The 18,246-nt window shown below is 47.7% G+C and carries 3 protein-coding genes; 2 read left to right on the top strand and 1 reads right to left on the bottom strand.

Annotation, left to right across the window (positions count from 1 at the left end):
* Positions 1 to 9: 9 nt before the first annotated feature.
* A complete protein-coding gene (locus H3302_RS04275) occupies positions 10 to 15,987 on the bottom strand; it encodes an Ig-like domain-containing protein (protein WP_182396185.1) in 15,978 nt (5,325 codons plus the stop codon).
* A 245-nt stretch (positions 15,988 to 16,232) separates the two neighbouring features.
* Here H3302_RS04275 and H3302_RS19885 point away from each other — a divergent pair, with 245 nt between their 5' ends.
* Positions 16,233 to 17,354: a TolC family protein gene (locus tag H3302_RS19885; RefSeq protein ID WP_259369880.1), complete on the top strand. Its 1,122-nt coding sequence runs from the start codon at positions 16,233 to 16,235 to the stop codon at positions 17,352 to 17,354.
* 54 nt (positions 17,355 to 17,408) lie between these two features.
* Complete coding sequence (locus H3302_RS19880) at positions 17,409 to 18,236, top strand: OmpA family protein (RefSeq protein WP_259369879.1); 828 nt, start codon at positions 17,409 to 17,411, stop codon at positions 18,234 to 18,236.
* The last annotated feature ends 10 nt before the right edge of the window (positions 18,237 to 18,246 follow it).

Genomic DNA, 18,246 nt, shown 5'->3' with positions numbered 1-18,246 from the left:
ACTATTTATCTAAATATCAATTGAGTTATTGCCTCCCTCAATGAGTTTTTTGATTAGCTCATCTGACTCACTTTGGATATTACTGGCAGGCTCTGACGTGACTTCTGAATTGCCTGTAAATGCTAAGCTCTGACTTTCACTGTTGCTATCAAGGGCAAGTAAATTACTTTGCTCACTATCACTTAAGACATCTTCGATAGTCACGTCAAGCGCAGCAATGCCACCACTTGAGGTTGGCTCTGGGCTTGCATCTAATAGAACAAGGCTGAGATCAATACTTTCTGCAGTTTGCTCGTCAGCCTCAATGCTGTCAGCTCCTAAGGCCATTTCTTCAGGCCCCGCACCACCAGTGCTTGCGGGCTCTCCATTAATTTCAATATCATTGCCGTTAATATCAACAACGCGCACATTACCAATTGAATCTGTAATGCTAAAGCGTGCATCTGCTAGGCCTAAACCCAATATATCAAGCAGGTTAATATCAACGATACCTATTGACCACTGTCCATTTTGTACAACCGAGCCGCCTTCACTTAATAAGGTGATCCCTAAAGCAAGGGCGTTATCTAATTGCACGATAGCCCCATCTTCTGCATCCGTTGTGCCGTCAAAGCCAGTAATGACAAGCCCTAAGTTTAGTAAAGAGTTAACATCTATATTTTCAAGTGTCGGCGGAATCGTATCAATTTCTAATCCTGAAATTGCACCTGTTGTTACGCCACTACTAACAATCGTTGCGGTTACCGTGTAAGTGCCATCCACTAACGCACTGTCTGGTGTTACACTCCAAGTGCCATCACTTAATGAGGTAACCGTTTTCGTTTGTTGCGTAGTGCCATTATCAAACACCACTTCTATTTCACTGTTTGGTGCAATTGATTTACCCGTAATGAGCGGGGTGTCATCGTTGGTTAGCTGTAACCCATCATCAATGGTTATAGTCAATCCAGCATCAATAATACCTGAGGCTGTTTGCTCTGTAGTGCGGTCTTCAGCATCTGTGACACTTGCCGTTACGGTGTAAGTGCCATCAACAAGTTCAGATAATACTTCCACTGACCAAGTGCCATTACTGTTCACTAAGGTCGTTAGCGTTTGTGAAGCACCATCGGCACCTTGCACAATCAGTGTCACAGTTTGCCCTGTTCCCACAGTACTTGTGCCGCTTATCACTGGCGTTGTGTCTGCTGAGATAGCGGGTACATCTAATGTCAATTCAGGGGCAGAATTGTCAAAAGTGTCTGTACTAATAGTCGTGGTATTACCGGCGGCATCTGTCGCTGTTGCCTCTACATAAGCTAAGTTCAATAATGACACCGACAAGTTCAATACTTGCCAATCACCATTGGCATCAACGGTTGCTGTATATGGCACACCAGCCACTCCACCGACGAGGTAGTTTGTTATCGTAATAACACTGCCTTCAGGTAAGTCAGATGTACCAGATAAAGAGACCAACAGACCTAATAGGAACGATGGCACAATGGTGAGCTCTGGGGCTACGGTATCAACTTCGCCACCTGTTTTACTGTCTGTTCCGGTATTACCCGCAGTATCCGTGATACTTGCAGTAACAGAATAAACTCCATCGGCCAACACTTGATCTGCTGCTGCTTGCCAGTCACCGTTCGCATCGGTGGTCGTTGTAACACTGTGCTGTGCTCCACCGGCTGCGATAAAGGTGACTGTAATAGTGCTATTGGCCGCATCAGACGTACCACTAATAAGAGGGGTTGAGTCGTTCGTTAAAGTTAAACTACTTTGATCAATGCTAACGACAGGTGCTGTGGTATCAACCGCAGATGTCGTTGAAGCGCTGCCATTGTTTCCTGCGGTATCTGTCACGACTGCGGTTACTGTATACGCTCCCTCAGCGAGTGCTTGAGTCGCTTCAACTTGCCAATTTAAACTTGCATCTAGTGTCGTTTCGACACTGTGACTTACGCCGGCAGAGTCTACAAACGTAACGACTACTCGATTGCCTGCCACTGCGCCAGTTGCACTGCCCATTATCACTGGCGTTAAATCGGTTGAAACAGCCACAGTGTCAATGACCACATTCGCAGGTGTAATATCAATCACACCCGATGCAGAGGCTGAGCTGGTGTTACCAGCAGTGTCAGAAACGCTTGCTGAAATCGTGTAGGCACCTTCAGCTAATGCTGTACCTAATGCAACAGACCAAGCACCTGATGTGCCAACAACCGCAGATGCTGTCACAATATCGCCCGCACTGTCGGTGACACTTATCGTCACCACGCTACCCTGTGGTGCATCACTTGTACCACTGATTGTTGGTGTGGTGTCATTCGTGATTGCTGGAGAGTCAACTGTTAACGCTGGCGGAGTGAGATCGATGCCACCTTGACGACTTGCCGTACCAGTGAGTCCATCTTCAGATACACTTGCTGTAACAGTATAGTTTCCTTCGCTGAGTGGCGTTGTTAAGTCTACAGTCCATGTACCGCTGCTAATAGTGGCGATAGCTGTTTGGCTATTACCAAGTGCATCGACAACAGTAATGGTCACTTGAATACCGTCAGCTGCATCACTTGTTCCCGAAATGGTCGGTGTGGTGTCGTTAGTGACTGCAAGAGCATCAATCGAAATTGTAGGTGCATTGGTATCTAGCGTTGCCGTGTCTGTTACCGTTGCCGTGTTGTTTGCAGCATCGGTAATTGTCGCTGTAATAGTCAGTAAGCCATCAGCCAATGCTGTTGGAACATCTGCTGACCATGACCCATCAGCCTGAACAGTTGCAGTAAAGCTGTATGTATTCCCATCATTTACCACACTAATATTTACGGTGCTGCCTGCAGGCTCATTGGTGCTACCACTAATTGTTGGTGTTGAATCATTAATAGTCCCTAAACCATCAAGAACCAACTCAGGTGTAAGAGTATCAATTGACCCCGTTTCGGTGTCAGTACCAACATTACCTGCAACATCTGTGATAGTCGCTGTGACACTATAATTGCCATCTGGCATAGTACTCGGTGTTACTTGCCATGACCCATCACTTTGGACGGTTGCCGATAATGTTTGTATATCGTTGTTGCTATCTGTCACCGTAACAGAAACCTGAGTACCTGTGGCTTCTGTCGATGTGCCCGAAATAACAGGCGTACTTGAGTTACCAAGTCCCAGTGTATCTATCGCCACAACGGGGGCGACGGTATCAACCGTTATAGATGCCGTTGCAGTTTGCGTATTATTAGCATCATCCGTTATGGTCGCCGTAATAGTGTAACTGCCATCGGTAATATCAACCGGTACTATAAACTGCCAAGTACCATCTGATGCTACTGTGGTGGTAATGGTTTGTCCTGCAACCTCAACGATAACTAAGCCGCCTATTTCGTTACTACTACCTGAAATAGTTGGACGCGCGTCAGAGGTGCCATCAACCGCGTTAACAACTAAGGTTGGCGCAATGCTGTCTAACACACCCGATGTTTGCTCTGTAGTTAAATTACCGACCTGATCCCTTACCGATGCCGTTACTGTAAAGGTCCCTTCAGCTAGCGCTGTGGGCACATCGACAGACCAAGTTTGGTTACTTTGCACAGTTGCAGTAAAGGTTTGTGAATCACCATTGGCATCTTGAACGGTGATGTTGATCACCGTGCCTTCTCCCATATCCGTTGTGCCCGAAATGGTTGGGGTTGTATCATTTGTTAATGCATCAACAGTAACCGTCAGCTCAGGCGCCACATTATCAAATTCTAATGTGCTCACAGTAGCAGTGTTACCCGCCGCATCTGTGCCACTTGCCGTAACATAAGCCAGGCTAATAAGTGGGACAGTAATGTTGGCAAGCGTCCAATTACCATTTGCATCAGTCGTGGCGGTATAATTCGCACCTATTAAGCCCCCTACTAAATGTTCAGTAATTGTGATCACACTGCCTTCTGGCAAATCTGATGTGCCCGATAAGCCAACTAAATTTCCTAATAAGAATGAAGGAATAATACGGATATCTGGTGCAATTGTATCAACTACACCACTGTCTGTGGCGCTGCTGTTATTACCGGCTGAATCGCTGATACTCGCTGTCACACTGTAGTTACCATCGGCCAATGCTTGCGCTGCATCGACACTCCAATTACCTGACGCATCGGTGGTCACTGTCACTGTGTGGCTGGTGCCATTGGCATCGGTAAAGGTCACATCTAAATTAGTATTGGCTAAGTCTGATGAACCTGTCACCGTTGGCGTGTTGTCATTGGTCAGCGCTGGCGCATCAATGGTGATGGTTGGCGCGGTCACATCAATTGTGCCGGTTTCAGTGTCGGTGCCCGTATTACCGGCGGCATCACTCAGTGTCGCAACAACGGTGTAGTTTCCTTCCGCCAGTGCTGAGCTCAGCTCAACTGACCAACTGCCATCAGCCTGCACAATGGCTGTGGCGCTTTGTGTCGCCCCGTCACTGTCAGTCACGGTTAACAAGACTTGAGAGCCTGCTGCCGCACCACTGCTTTGGCCACTAATAACAGGGGTTACATCGTTGCTGTCGGCAATCGCATCAATACTAACAACAGGCGCGGTGATATCCACTTCACCGGTGGCACTTGCTGATGCTGGGTTACCAGCTTGATCGCTGACTGTCGCGGTAACGGTGTATTCGCCTTCCGCTAGAATCGTGCTGGCTGCCACTGACCAACTACCATCACTTTGCATGGTGGTGGTCACGGTGTGACTGTTGTTGTTTGCATCGGTGATCACCACGGTGACTGTGCTGCCTTGTGGCGCACTGGCTGTGCCGCTAATCGTCGGGGTGGTGTCGTTTGTAATACCCAGTTCGTTAATGTCAATCGCTGGCATGGTGGTATCAATAATACCGGTGCGTGTGGCGGTGCCAGTGTTACCATTTTCGAGCACTGAGGCGGTCACGGTAAACTCACCTTCTGGTAATGCGGTCATCGCTGTGACACTCCACGTACCCCCACTGACGGTGGTGGTAATTGTTTCGACAGGGTTTATCCCATCATCAATCACAACCGTCACCACACTGCCATTCTCTGCATCACTGGTGCCGTTGATGGTCGGTGTGGTGTCATTTGTTTCACCAATCACATTAATCGTGATACTCGGAGCAGTGGTGTCAAGCAGTGCACTGTCGCTTGCGGTGGTGGCGTTGCCTGCCGCATCGGTAATGCTGGCATCAATCGTGAAGGTGCCATTATCCAGTGGGCTAGGGACATCGGCGCTCCAAGTGCCATCCGCTAATACTGTCGCGGTGAAGGTGTAGGTGTTGGTGCCATCAGAGACACTTAAGTTCACCACACTGCCCGCAGGCTCGTTAGACGTACCGCTAATGGTTGGGGTGGTATCATTCACCGTTCCCAGGCTATCAATTGCTAAGCTAGGCGGTAAGGTATCAATGCTGCCGGTGCCTGTGTCTGTGCCAACATTGCCCGCAGCATCGGTGATGGTTGCAGTCACAGTGTATGCACCATCTGGCAAGCTGCTTGATGTGGCTTGCCATGACCCATCAGCTAAGACTGTCGCGGTCAAGCTGTGTGAATCACCATTGCTATCAACAATGCTGAGGTTCACGACCGTGCCAGCAGGCTCGGTTGAGGTACCACTTAAGGTTGGTGTACTGTCATTACCTAGGCCATTGTCATTTACAGTAACAACAGGGTTGGTGGTATCGATATTGCCTGTGGCGGTAACGCTGCTGGTGTTGCCTGCATCATCACTGATGGTCACGGCAACCGTGTAGCTGCCCTCGGCTAGGGCTGTCGGTACTTCAACGCTCCAATCACCACTGCTATTTACGGTGGCGGTGAGTGTTTGCTCTGCCCCATTGCTGTCGGTGACTGTCACAGTGACGGTGCCGCCCACTTCATTACTACGACCACTGAGTACCGGCGTGACATCACTGCCCTCACCCACACCAGTTAAGGTCAAGGTGGGCGCAAGGGTGTCGATAACACCGGTCACGGTTTCTTCGCTTAAGTTACCAACCCCATCGCGGACACTGGCTTCAACGCTAAACTGACCATCGGCTAAGGCGGTGGTTGGGCTCACACTCCAATTACCATTAGCATCAACAATGGCGGTCAGTGTTTCTGTTGCACCGTTGGCATCGGTGACAACCACGCTGACTTGTGCCCCTTCACCGGCATCGGTGGTCCCGCTAATAAGTGGGGTGTTGTCGTTTGTCAGTGCATCCACGCTCACGGTTAAGGTCGGCGGTGTACCATCAAAATCAGTTGAGGTAATCGTGCGTACATTGCCGGCTTCATCAGACGCACTTGCGGTGATAGACGCTAAACTGGCCAGTGGCACAGTTAAGCCGGTCAATGACCAATCACCATTGGCATCGGTTGTCGCAGTGTATGTCACTACGCCACCACCTACCAAGTTTTGGGTAATAGTGACCGTGCTACCAGCCGGTAAATCAGAGGTACCGCTTAAAGTCACCAATTGACCCAGTAAGAAGGTCGGCACAAAGGCAAGCTCTGGTGGAATTGTATCAACCACGCCGCTGTCTGTGGCGCTGCTGTTATTACCCGCTGAATCGCTGATACTCGCTGTCACACTGTAGTTACCATCGGCCAATGCTTGCGTCGCATCGACACTCCAATTACCTGAGGCATCGGTGGTCACTGTCACTGTGTGGCTGGTGCCATTGGCATCGGTAAAGGTCACATCAAGATTCGTATTGGCTAAATCGGATGAACCTGTCACCGTTGGCGTGTTGTCATTGGTCAGCGCTGGCGCATCAATGGTGATGGTTGGCGCGGTCACATCAATTGTGCCAGTTTCGGTGTCGGAGCCTGTATTACCGGCGGCATCCACAATGGTTGCAACAACGGTGTAATCACCTTCGGCGAGTGCCGTTGCTGCTTCAGCTGACCAACTACCATCGGCTTGTACAGTTGTTGTTACTGTTTGAACATTACCCGCACTGTCGGTGATGGTTAACGTAACAAGCGTCCCCGCAGGCACGCCTGTACTTTGGCCACTAATTGCTGGTGTTACATCGTTGCTGTCGGCAATCGCATCAATACTGACAACAGGTGCGGTGATATCTACATTACCTGTCGCATTGTCTGTGCCTGTGTTACCAGCAGCGTCTGTAACAGAAGCTGTGACTGTAAATGTACCTTCGGCTAATATAGTCGAAGCGGCAACAGACCAACTACCATTGGCTAATACTGTCGCGACAACTGTTTGTGTATTTCCAAGTGAGTCAGTAATAGTCAAGGTGACTAAGCTGCCTGCACTTGAGTCTGTCGTACCACTAATTGTTGGAGTGGTATCATTGGTGTCGTTAATATCATTTATGGTGATACTAGGCGCAGTAAGATCGACTGTTCCTGTGCGTGTTGCCGTGCCATCAATAGTATTAACTGTCACCGTTGCGGTAACTGTAAAACTTCCTTCTGGTAACGCATTGTTTGCTGTCACAAACCAAACCCCGCCAGTGACCGTTGTGGTTAATGTTTCTACCGGATTGACACCATCATCAATCACAACTGTCACCGTGCTGCCATCAGCGGCATCAGTTGTGCCCGTAATCGTAGGAGTTGGATCGTTAGTTTCACCAATAACATCTATCGCAATGCTTGGCGCTGAGGTATCGAGTGTAAAGCTTTCAGAGGCTGTTGCGGTATTACCCGCAGCATCTTCAACCGTTGCCACAACCGTGTAATCATCGTTTGTTAGTGACGGTGAAGTAACAGACCAGTCGCCATTTCCATCAACCACCGCTGATAAGTTCAGCGTATTACCGCTTGAATCAGTTACAACTAAAGAAATAACTGTGCCAGCCGGTTCTGACGAAGTCCCACTGATTGTTGGCGTATCTGTATTGACCGTCCCTAGATTATTAATGGTTAATAATGGTGGCGTTGTATCAATACGACCCGTGCCTGAGTCTGTGCCAACATTGCCTGCTGCATCGGTGATCGTTGCAGTAATAGTATAATCGCCGTCAGGTAATACAGAGGCATCTGTTTGCCACGACCCATCGGCAGCTACAGTCGCAGTAAAGTTATGTGTATCCCCATTACTGTCAATAACAATAATACTGACCAGTGTTCCCGCAGGCTCGGTTGAGGTACCACTTAAGGTTGGTGTATCGTCATTACCTAGGCCATTATCATTCACAGTAACAACCGGGTTGGTGGTATCAATATTACCTGTTGCAGTCACGCTGCTGGTGTTACCTGCATCATCACTTACTGTCACCGTGACGGTATAATCCCCCTCAGCAAGACCATTAGGAACTTCTCTACTCCAGGTTCCGTTGCTGCCAACAATGGCAGTAAAAGTTTGTACTGTGCCGTTGCTATCCGTGACAGAAATAGTAACCGTCGCACCAATTTCATTACTGGTACCACTTAACACCGGAGTGACATCACTGCCCTCACCCACACCGGTTAAGGTTAGTGTTGGCGCAAGGGTGTCGATAACACCGGTCACGGTTTCTTCGCTTAAGTTACCAACCCCATCGCGGACACTGGCTTCAACGCTAAACTGACCATCGGCTAAGGCGGTGGTTGGGCTCACACTCCAATTACCATTAGCATCAACAATGGCGGTCAGTGTTTCTGTTGCACCATTGGCATCGGTGACAACCACGCTGACTTGTGTCCCTTCACCGGCATCGGTGGTCCCGCTAATAAGTGGGGTGTTGTCGTTTGTCAGTGCATCCACGCTCACGGTTAAGGTCGGCGGTGTACCATCAAAATCGGTTGAGGTAATCGTGCGTACATTGCCGGCTTCATCAGACGCACTTGCGGTGATAGACGCTAAACTGGCCAGTGGCACAGTTAAGCCGGTCAATGACCAATCACCATTGGCATCGGTTGTCGCAGTGTATGTCACTACGCCACCACCTACCAAGTTTTGGGTAATAGTGACCGTACTACCAGCCGGTAAATCAGAGGTACCGCTTAAAGTAACCAATTGACCCAGTAAGAAGGTCGGCACAAAGGCAAGCTCTGGTGGAATTGTATCAACTACACCACTGTCTGTGGCGCTGCTGTTATTACCGGCTGAATCGCTAATACTCGCTGTCACACTGTAGTTACCATCGGCCAGTGCTTGCGCTGCATCGACACTCCAATTACCTGACGCATCGGTGGTCACTGTCACTGTGTGGCTGGTGCCATTGGCATCGGTAAAGGTCACATCTAAATTAGTATTGGCTAAGTCTGATGAACCTGTCACCGTTGGCGTGTTGTCATTGGTCAGCGCTGGCGCATCAATGGTGATGGTTGGCGCGGTCACATCAATTGTGCCGGTTTCGGTGTCGGTGCCTGTATTACCTGCGGCATCCACAATGGTTGCAACAACGGTGTAATCACCTTCGGCGAGTGCCGTTGCTGCTTCAGCTGACCAACTACCATCGGCTTGTACAGTTGTTGTTACTGTTTGAACATTACCCGCACTGTCGGTGATGGTTAATGTAACAAGCGTCCCCGCAGGCACGCCTGTACTTTGACCACTAATAACAGGGGTTACATCGTTGCTGTCGGCAATCGCATCAATACTGACAACAGGCGCGGTGATATCTACTTCGCCTGAGGCCGTGTCGTTTCCTGTGTTACCAGCAGCATCTGACACCTCAGCGTCAATGGTATAACTGCCTTGCGCTAATGCTTGAGATACAGCAACTGACCAACTACCGTCGGCTCCCGTTGTTGCCACCAGCGTTTGCACATTGCCCGCACTGTCTGTAATTGTCAGCCTAACTTCGGTGCCGGTTGGCACACCTGAGGTTTGTCCGCTAATGACGGGGGTTGTGTCGTTTGTCACAGCTTGTGGGTCGATGACCACTGTCGGTGCTGTGGTATCAATAAGACCTGTTTCGGTGTCTGTACCTTGATTTCCGGCTGCGTCTTGCACTGTTGCAACAACGGTGTATTCGCCTTCAGCGACCGCATCTAACGCCTCTACAGACCAACTACCATCGTTGTTAACGGTTGCAAAGAGTGATTGCTGCACGCCTTGGCTGTCTGTGATCACTATACTGACAACAGTGCCCGCAGGAACTCCTTCTGCCATACCACTGATCACTGGTGTTACATCTGAGCTTGGTGCAAGTGCATCCACCGTGATGGTAGGTGCGGTAGTATCCACAACACCAATCGCAGTATCAGAGGCTGTATTACCTGCCGCGTCACTTACTGTTGCTTCAACGGTGAATGCGCCTTCGGCAATAATCACATCAGCCTCAACTGACCATGAACCATCTGCTAAGGTAGTCGTAATCAGGGTTTGCGTATTACCGTTACTATCTGTCACCAAGAGGGTAATTTGTGAGCCTGCAGGTACACCCGTTGTTTGACCAGACAACACGGGCGTTACATCATTTGTGTCGGCAATATTATCAATGCTGATTGTAGGGGCTGTTAAATCAATAATGCCTGTTTCGGTGTCTGTTGCTTGATTACCTGCACTGTCGGCAACCACCGCGGTTACTGTATATTGACCTTCGGCTAAGTCTGTACTTGCCGCCACAGACCACGAACCATCTTGTGCCACCGTCGCTGAAACAACCTGCGAATCCCCATTACTGTCTGTAATAGTCACGGTTACAATACTACCCGACACTAAACCCGATGTTTGGCCTGAAATTAATGGCGTAACATCACTGGTATCTGCAAGTGCATCAATAGTGACTGTCGGAGGGGTTATATCAATTAAACCCTGTGCACTGGCATCGCTGGTTAAGCCATCCACAGTGACCGACGCCGACACAGTGAAATTCCCCTCACTAAGTGCTTGTGTTGGTTCTACACTCCATACGCCATTTTGCACTGTCGCAGTAACAGACTGGCTATTATTATCACTGTCTTCAATGATGACTGTTATTAGCGTGCCATCAGGGGCATCAGACGTACCGCTAATTGTCGGTGTTGTATCATTGGTATCATTAATAGCATCAATCGCAATACTCGGTGCAGAGCTATTAAGAATAAAGGCGCTGTTAGCTTGCGCTGAATTACCCGCCGCATCGGTCACAGTAGCAGTAACACTAATATTGCCATCTTCTAACTGAGCAGGTACATCGCCTGACCAGCTGCCATCGGCATTCACAATTGCTGTAAATTCATAACTTGCGACACCATCAGTGACCACCACTGTTACGATGCTGCCCGCAGGTTCATTTGTTTGACCACTGATCGTTGGCGTGGTGTCATTCACTGTGCCCAGATTATCAATCGAAATGGTCGGCGCAGTGATATCAATCACCCCAGTATCCGTTACTTGAGTTTGATTACCTGACTCATCCGCGACACTGGCTGTGACTGTAAATGCGCCCTCAGCCAAAGGCGTATCAGGGCTGATAGACCACGTACCATCAGCAGCTACAACAGCCGAAAGAGTTTGCGTCGCTCCATTGCTATCTGTAACAACAACCGACACAACCGTGCCAGCAACTGCATCTGTAGTACCCGAAATAAGTGGGGTTGTATCATTTGTAAGCGGATCGAAATCAAGCGTTAATAGCGGACCCACACCATCAAAATTACCAATTTCGGTATCTGTGCCTGTATTACCCGCATTATCAGTGATACTGGCCGTCACTGTAAATTGCCCTTGCGCGACTGCACTGGTTACAGGCACAGACCAATTTCCATTGGCATCGACTGTGGTGGTATACACTTGGCTATTATTTTGCGAATCAACCACTGTCACAGTCACTGTACTGCCATTCACGGCACCTTGTGATGTACCCGAAATCACTGGTGTGCTGTCGTTTATTGAGCCTATCGTATCAATTGTCACGCTAGGGGCCGTAATATCAATCACCCCTGTAATTGAGTCGCTTGCTGTATTACCAAATTGATCTGTCAGCGTTGCATCAACGGTAAACTCACCCTCAGCTAACGCTTGCGATACTGTAATGGTCCAATTACCATTTGCATCAACCTGTGTGGTAAATGTTTGAGCCACGCCAGATTCAGGCGTAATCACCACGGTGATTTGATCTCCCGCTGTCGCGTTTAATGTAGACCCTGAAATAGTGGGGGTTATATCATTTGTCTCACCAACAGCGTCTATTAAAATAGTCAGTGATGAACTATCGATTTGACCTGTTTCAGTGTCAGAGGCTTGATTGCCTGCATCATCTGCCACCGAGGCAGTTACGGTATACTCACCTTCAGCAAGGCTTGTAGGCACATCTGCACTAAAGCCACCATTATTGTTGGTTACCGTTGTAAATGTTTGGCTATTGCCGTTGGAGTCAGTGACCACGAGCGTGACTGTTGTTCCAGCATTAACACCTTGTACCGTACCTGTAATGGTCGGGGTGTTGTCGGCACTGCTCCCTAAGGGGTCAAGATCAATAATTGGCGCGGTTAAATCGATATTACCCGTTGCGGTATCAAGCGCTTGATTGCCAGCTTCGTCTGCCACTGAAGCAATTACCGTGTATTCACCCTCTGCTAGGCCGTTTGGTACATCCGCACTAAAGCCACCTGCGCTGTTGATTAAGGCCGTGAACGTTTGGCTATTGCCATTAGAGTCAGTGACCACAAGCGTGACGGTTGTACCCGCATTAACGCCTTGCACCGTCCCCGTGATAGTCGGGGTGTTGTCTGCACTGCTTCCAAGGAAGTCAAGAGCAATAATAGGAGCTGTTAAATCAATAACGCCTGTTGCTGTATCAAGTGCTTGATTACCAGCAGGGTCACTCACCGTGGCGGTGATTGTAAACTCACCTTCTGCTAAGACCTGATTTGCACCGACTTGCCACGTGTTGTCTGCATTTACAACCGCAGTTAAGACCTGTTGATTGCCATTGCTATCAACAAGCGTAATAGTGACTAAAGTGCCTGGCTCAACGCCCGAAACAACACCCGATATAACGGGTGTAACATCATTTGAATCCGTAAATTCGTCTATCGCAATGCTCGGAGCGGTTAAATCAATAACACCTGTTTCAGTATCTTCAGCACTATTACCCGCTTTGTCCTGTGTTTGTGCAACAACCGTAAATTCACCTTCTGCTAATTCATCAGTGACTGTAACTGACCAGCTACCATCGGCATTAGTAATTGTTGTGAATGTTTGTGTACTACCCGCACTGTCTGTCACACTTACCGTGACTGTCGTTGCTGCATCAAGTCCTTGCGTCGTGCCTGATATTGTCGGCGTTGTGTCGTTACTATCAGCCATTGTATCAATGTTGATAATAGGCGCGGTCAAATCGATAGTACCTGTTGCAGTGGCGGTGCTGGTATTCCCGGCTTCATCACTGACACTTGCTGTGACAGTGTAATCGCCTTCGGCTAATTCGCTGGCAACATCGACCTGCCAGTTACCTTGCGCATCGGTTGTAGCTGTTAGTGTTTGCGTTACTCCATTGCTGTCTATCACAAGCAATGAAACGGTAGTACCTGCGGGTACATCAAGTACTGACCCTGAAATTGTTGGCGTTGTGTCATTGGTATCATTAAGGGGATCAATGAAAATAGTTGGATCGGTTAAGTCAATTTCACCAATTTCACTGGCTGTGGCCGTGTTACCCACCTCATCCGTCACGGTTGCCGTGACGGTAAATTGGCCTTCGACCAGAGGAATGGTGGCCTCTACAGACCAATCACCATTTGCATCGGTAATAACCTGTATTGTTTCTGTCGCGCCATCACTGCCTATAAAGGTCACGGTGACCACTGCGCCCGGGGCAACATCTTGGGTCGAACCCGATACGCTGGGGGTTGTGTCATTGGTATCAATAATAAAGTTAATACTGACTGTTAGGTCAACATTACCGATTGCAGTAGCTTGCGCTTCGTTACCTTGTGGGTCTAGCACGGTTGCTACAACCGTAAAATCCCCCTCAGGAAGAGGTTGAGTCATTTGAATAGACCAACTTCCGTCAGCTTGTGTAATTGCTAATAAATTAAATACGCTACCATCACTTGCTGTAACAGACAGCATGATAGTTGTGCCCGGCGCAACTCCCTCAGTTTGACCACTTAGTAATGGCGTGGTGTCGTTGCTATCTGCAATAGAATCGATCGTGATTGAAATAGACGAAAACGCCACTGTCCCAGAAGTATTAGCCGTCGCAGAATTTCCTGCCGGATCTGATACTGTTGCAATCGCAGTAAAACCGCCTTCAGGTAATGCTGTGCTCGCCTCCACACTATAGCTGCCATCAGCTAACACAAACGCTGTAAGCGATTGTGATTGGCCATCACTACCCACAACTTGAATAGTCACTTGTGTGCCTTCTGGCACACCCTCTACACGACCAACAAACACAGGCGTGGTGTCATTCGTATTGGCAATGGCAGTTAAGGTGATGTCTGGTGCCGTTAAGTCAATCACCCCTGTTGCGCTATCCTGTGCTTGGTTTCCTGCCAAGTCGCTGACAGTTGCAGTCACCTCAAACGGCCCTTCAGCCAGTTCACTTGGAACATCGAGAGTCCAATTACCATTAGCATCGGTGAGGGCGGTTAAAGTCTGTACTTGGCCATTTATATCGGTTACCACAACCGTCACAACGCTACCTTCAACCACACCGACTACATTACCGGTTATGGTTGGCGTGGTGTCTTGCGTATCATCAATTGGGGTAATATTTATTATCGGGGCGGTTACATCAATAATACCAGTGGTGCTTGCTTGTGCTTCGTTACCCGCTGCGTCTAAAACAGTGGCTGTAACAGTAAACTCGCCTTCAACCAACGCAACTGGCACATCAATTGCCCAGCTACCGTCGTCAGCAACAATCGCTATCACGGTTTGAATAGCGCCATCGGCTGCAGTAATCACCACCGTGATCTCACTGCCAACAGTCACCCCACTCACATTGCCTGAAATCGTGGGGGTTGTGTCATTAGTTTCACCAATTGGGTCTATGTTTATCACCGGTGCCGTTAAATCAACGAGTCCATTTTCTGTATCGGTGCCTTCGTTACCTGCCGCATCTACAGCCGAAGCCAATACGGTATATAAACCTTCAGCAAGCGCTTCAGTGGTAATACTCCAATTACCTTGCTCATCAACTTGGGTGACAAATGTTTGTACTTGGCCTGCGCTGTCTGTCACCGTAATTGTGACATCATCACCTGCGCTAATGCCTGATACAGAGCCATTAATCACCACCGTTTGTGACGCAGAGTCGGACAATTCATTAATGATAACAACAGGCGCGATGGTATCGATATTCGCACCAATCGTGTCACTAACAGGGTCGCCATTTGGGTCAATAGCAACCACTTCAATCACAATAGGGCCGTCAGGCAGTGGATCCAAAGGTGGAGTCGTAAAGGTACCATCGGGTTGAACAACAACCGTAACCACTTGGTTATTACCATTCACATCGGTGACAGTCACCGTGATTGTTTCACCAACAAGATTTTCAGTGGTTCCTGTGATCACAGGTTGAGAGTTATTTATAACACCTGGGTCATCAATACTAACCGTTGCCGTTAAGGTGTCTGTTGGGACAACACCATCGGTTGTATCACGTGGCGAAAAAATACCACTGCTATCGCTATTAAAACTATCATCAAATGCGAGACTTGAAGGGTCAATGCCCTCTGCAATACGTGCTAATTCTACAAATGAAGTACCGCCACCTGAGGTCGCTCCCCCTGTACCACCAGCGGCAGTGGCTTCTAAACTATCGAGAATATCGCCGCCGCCTTCAAGCGCATCTAAAAAGTCGCTTATGTCACCACCTTGCTGCGGGTCTGGGGCTGCTTGATTTGGTTGATTCAAGCTTGCAATGGCGTCGTCAATACTGTCATCAAACACCGTATTTTCAGAGCTATCTTTGACCTCTTTTGCGAGTAGGTCCGGCGTAATGGTGACCTTTTTATTAGCAGGAATAGATAAAGACTCACCTTGCACGTCAATTAACAATGTTGACTTATCCGCAGTGATAACGGTATCACCCACAGTGATAACATCACCCACACTCAGTGCTTTAATTGACCCATCGGCTTGAATAATACCGGCAGAGCCTTGTACATCAATAACTAATAATTGGTTCGCATCCATTTGCTATTCCTCAACATATTTAAATTGCACGCGTATAACGTAAATCTAGTAGAGAAACAGCACTTAGTTACTGGACTATGGTACAGGTTTTACATAAAGCTAATACTATAGAACTAAAGTACGGGTACACGTAAAATGTGATCAAACACCCACAAAATAATACAAAAGAAGTATTTGCAGTATCTAAATTTGTTGACTAAAACTAACTTAGCGTGAATTAAATTTAGTCGATAAAAGAGGATGATATGACTATTAGCGAAAAGTTCACTACCAAGAAACTCTCTGTATTTTTCACTTTATTATTTGCTGCAAACGGCAGCTTTTTTAATGCTAATGCAGAACAAGTTTCAGTGATGCCTCTAAATTATGTGGCAGATAAAGCAATTTCAACCAACCCTGAAGTGCAACAAGCTTGGCATGCATTTAAAGCATCTATGCATGGTATTGATGCGGCACGTTCTGGCTATTTACCCACAGTGGATGTGTCGGCCAGTGCTGGGTACGAAAAGCGCAATTACGGTATTGAAGAAGAATATAACCGTAACACTGCCGAATTAACGCTCGGGCAAATGCTTTACGATGGTTTCAGAACCTCAAATAACGTAAAACGTTTTGAACGAATCCAATTAATACGTTATTTCGAGTTATTAGATCAAGCCGAAAAAACAGCACTCGCTGCAAGTATCGCTTATTTAGACGTACAAAAGTTTACCGAGCTTGTTGAACTTGCTGAAATTAACCTTAAAGAACATGAATCGGTTTATCAGCAGATTGAACAAAGTGTGGGAGCTGGCGTTGCGCGTGCTGCCGATCTTGAACAAATTAGTGGTCGTCTGTCATTAGCGCAGTCAAACGTGATGACAGAATATGAAAACTTGCATGATGTCAGTGCACGCTATTTGCGTATTATTGGCGAGCTTCCGACTCAAGGTACGGTAAAGGCAAAGTTGAGTGATGACGCAATCCCCATCACAATAAATCAAGCCCTTGATATCGCCTATAAAAACAGCCCAAATTTTTATGCATCGCTTTACAATATCGAAGCACAAAAAGCCAATGCAGACTCGCAAAAATCGGCCTTTCATCCGAATGTTGATTTATCTGCACGCTACGGCATGCAAGACCGAGACGAGTTAGGGTTAAACGAAACCCGCTCTGAGGCACGTGTTGGTATTGATGTGAGATACAACCTCTATAACGGCGGACTCGATAGCGCAAATCTAGACCAAGCCTATCAAGAAGTGAACGTTGCTAAATATCAACGCGATCAAACATGTATAGAAATAAGGCAGAACTTACAAATCGCCTACAACAGTGTACAAGTCCTACAAAGCAAAATACCTTCGCTCGCTAACCATAAAGAATAGTCGCAAAAAGTTAAATACGCCTACAAAGACCAATTCGATATCGGTCAGCGCACATTGCTCGATGTACTTGATGCAGAGAATGAATCATTTCAATCTAATCGCTCTTACACTGCAGCCCTTTACGATAGACAAGCAGCCATACTAACGATGCTGGCCGAAATGGGGAAATTACTTGAAACCCTCAATGTAAAATCAGATAAATTCCCTGCAATCAGTGAGCTAACCGACGATCCTATCGCACTCAGTGCTGACAGTATTTGTCCTAAATTTGATGTTGCAGCGACCCTGAGTCGACAAGCCTTTTTACAAAAAAAGAAGCAACAAGATAACGCGTATATGAGTGTGACAGCCATGCCGAGTTATCTCACCATTCCAACAACACCCGCAAGCACCTTCGTTGACGATGACAACGACGGCGTTGCTAACGAAAATGATGATTGCCCATCAACTCCTGCTTTTACGGAGGTCGATGAAAGAGGCTGTACAAAGTACCGTAGCAACACTAGCAATGTCGAAATAGGTATTCCCTTTCTTGCCGACTCTAGTGTTGTACGCCCTGAATATATGCAAGAAATTGCAAGACTGGCAGACTTCTTAAAAGAACACCCCAGTAAAAATGTCGAAATCCAAGGCCATGCTTCATTAGAAGGCCCTGCTCTTTACAATAAAAAACTGTCAGAAAAACGTGCTTTTTCGGTCGCTGAAATACTCATTCAACAATACGGTATATCACCAACAAGAGTGAAGTCATTAGGCTATGGAATTGATCAGCCAAGAATAAATGAGATTTCTGTTCGCGCAAACGCAGCAAATCGTCGCATTGAAGCGGTAATAACCGAAAAAGGTAATCGCCCACCCGCCATGCAAGACGGCTGGTCTTAAACTTTAGGTT

Source organism: Pseudoalteromonas sp. MT33b (assembly GCF_014117385.1).
In the GTDB taxonomy this organism is placed as follows: Bacteria; Pseudomonadota; Gammaproteobacteria; order Enterobacterales; family Alteromonadaceae; genus Pseudoalteromonas; species Pseudoalteromonas lipolytica.
This window is presented reverse-complemented; position numbering and strand designations above follow the sequence as displayed.

Excerpts from the sequence above, each read along its gene's own strand:
- H3302_RS04275 (WP_182396185.1), bottom strand. The coding sequence starts at position 15,987 with ATGGATGCGAACCAATTATTAGTTATTGATGTACAAGGCTCTGCCGGT.
- H3302_RS19885 (WP_259369880.1), top strand. The coding sequence starts at position 16,233 with ATGACTATTAGCGAAAAGTTCACTACCAAGAAACTCTCTGTATTTTTC.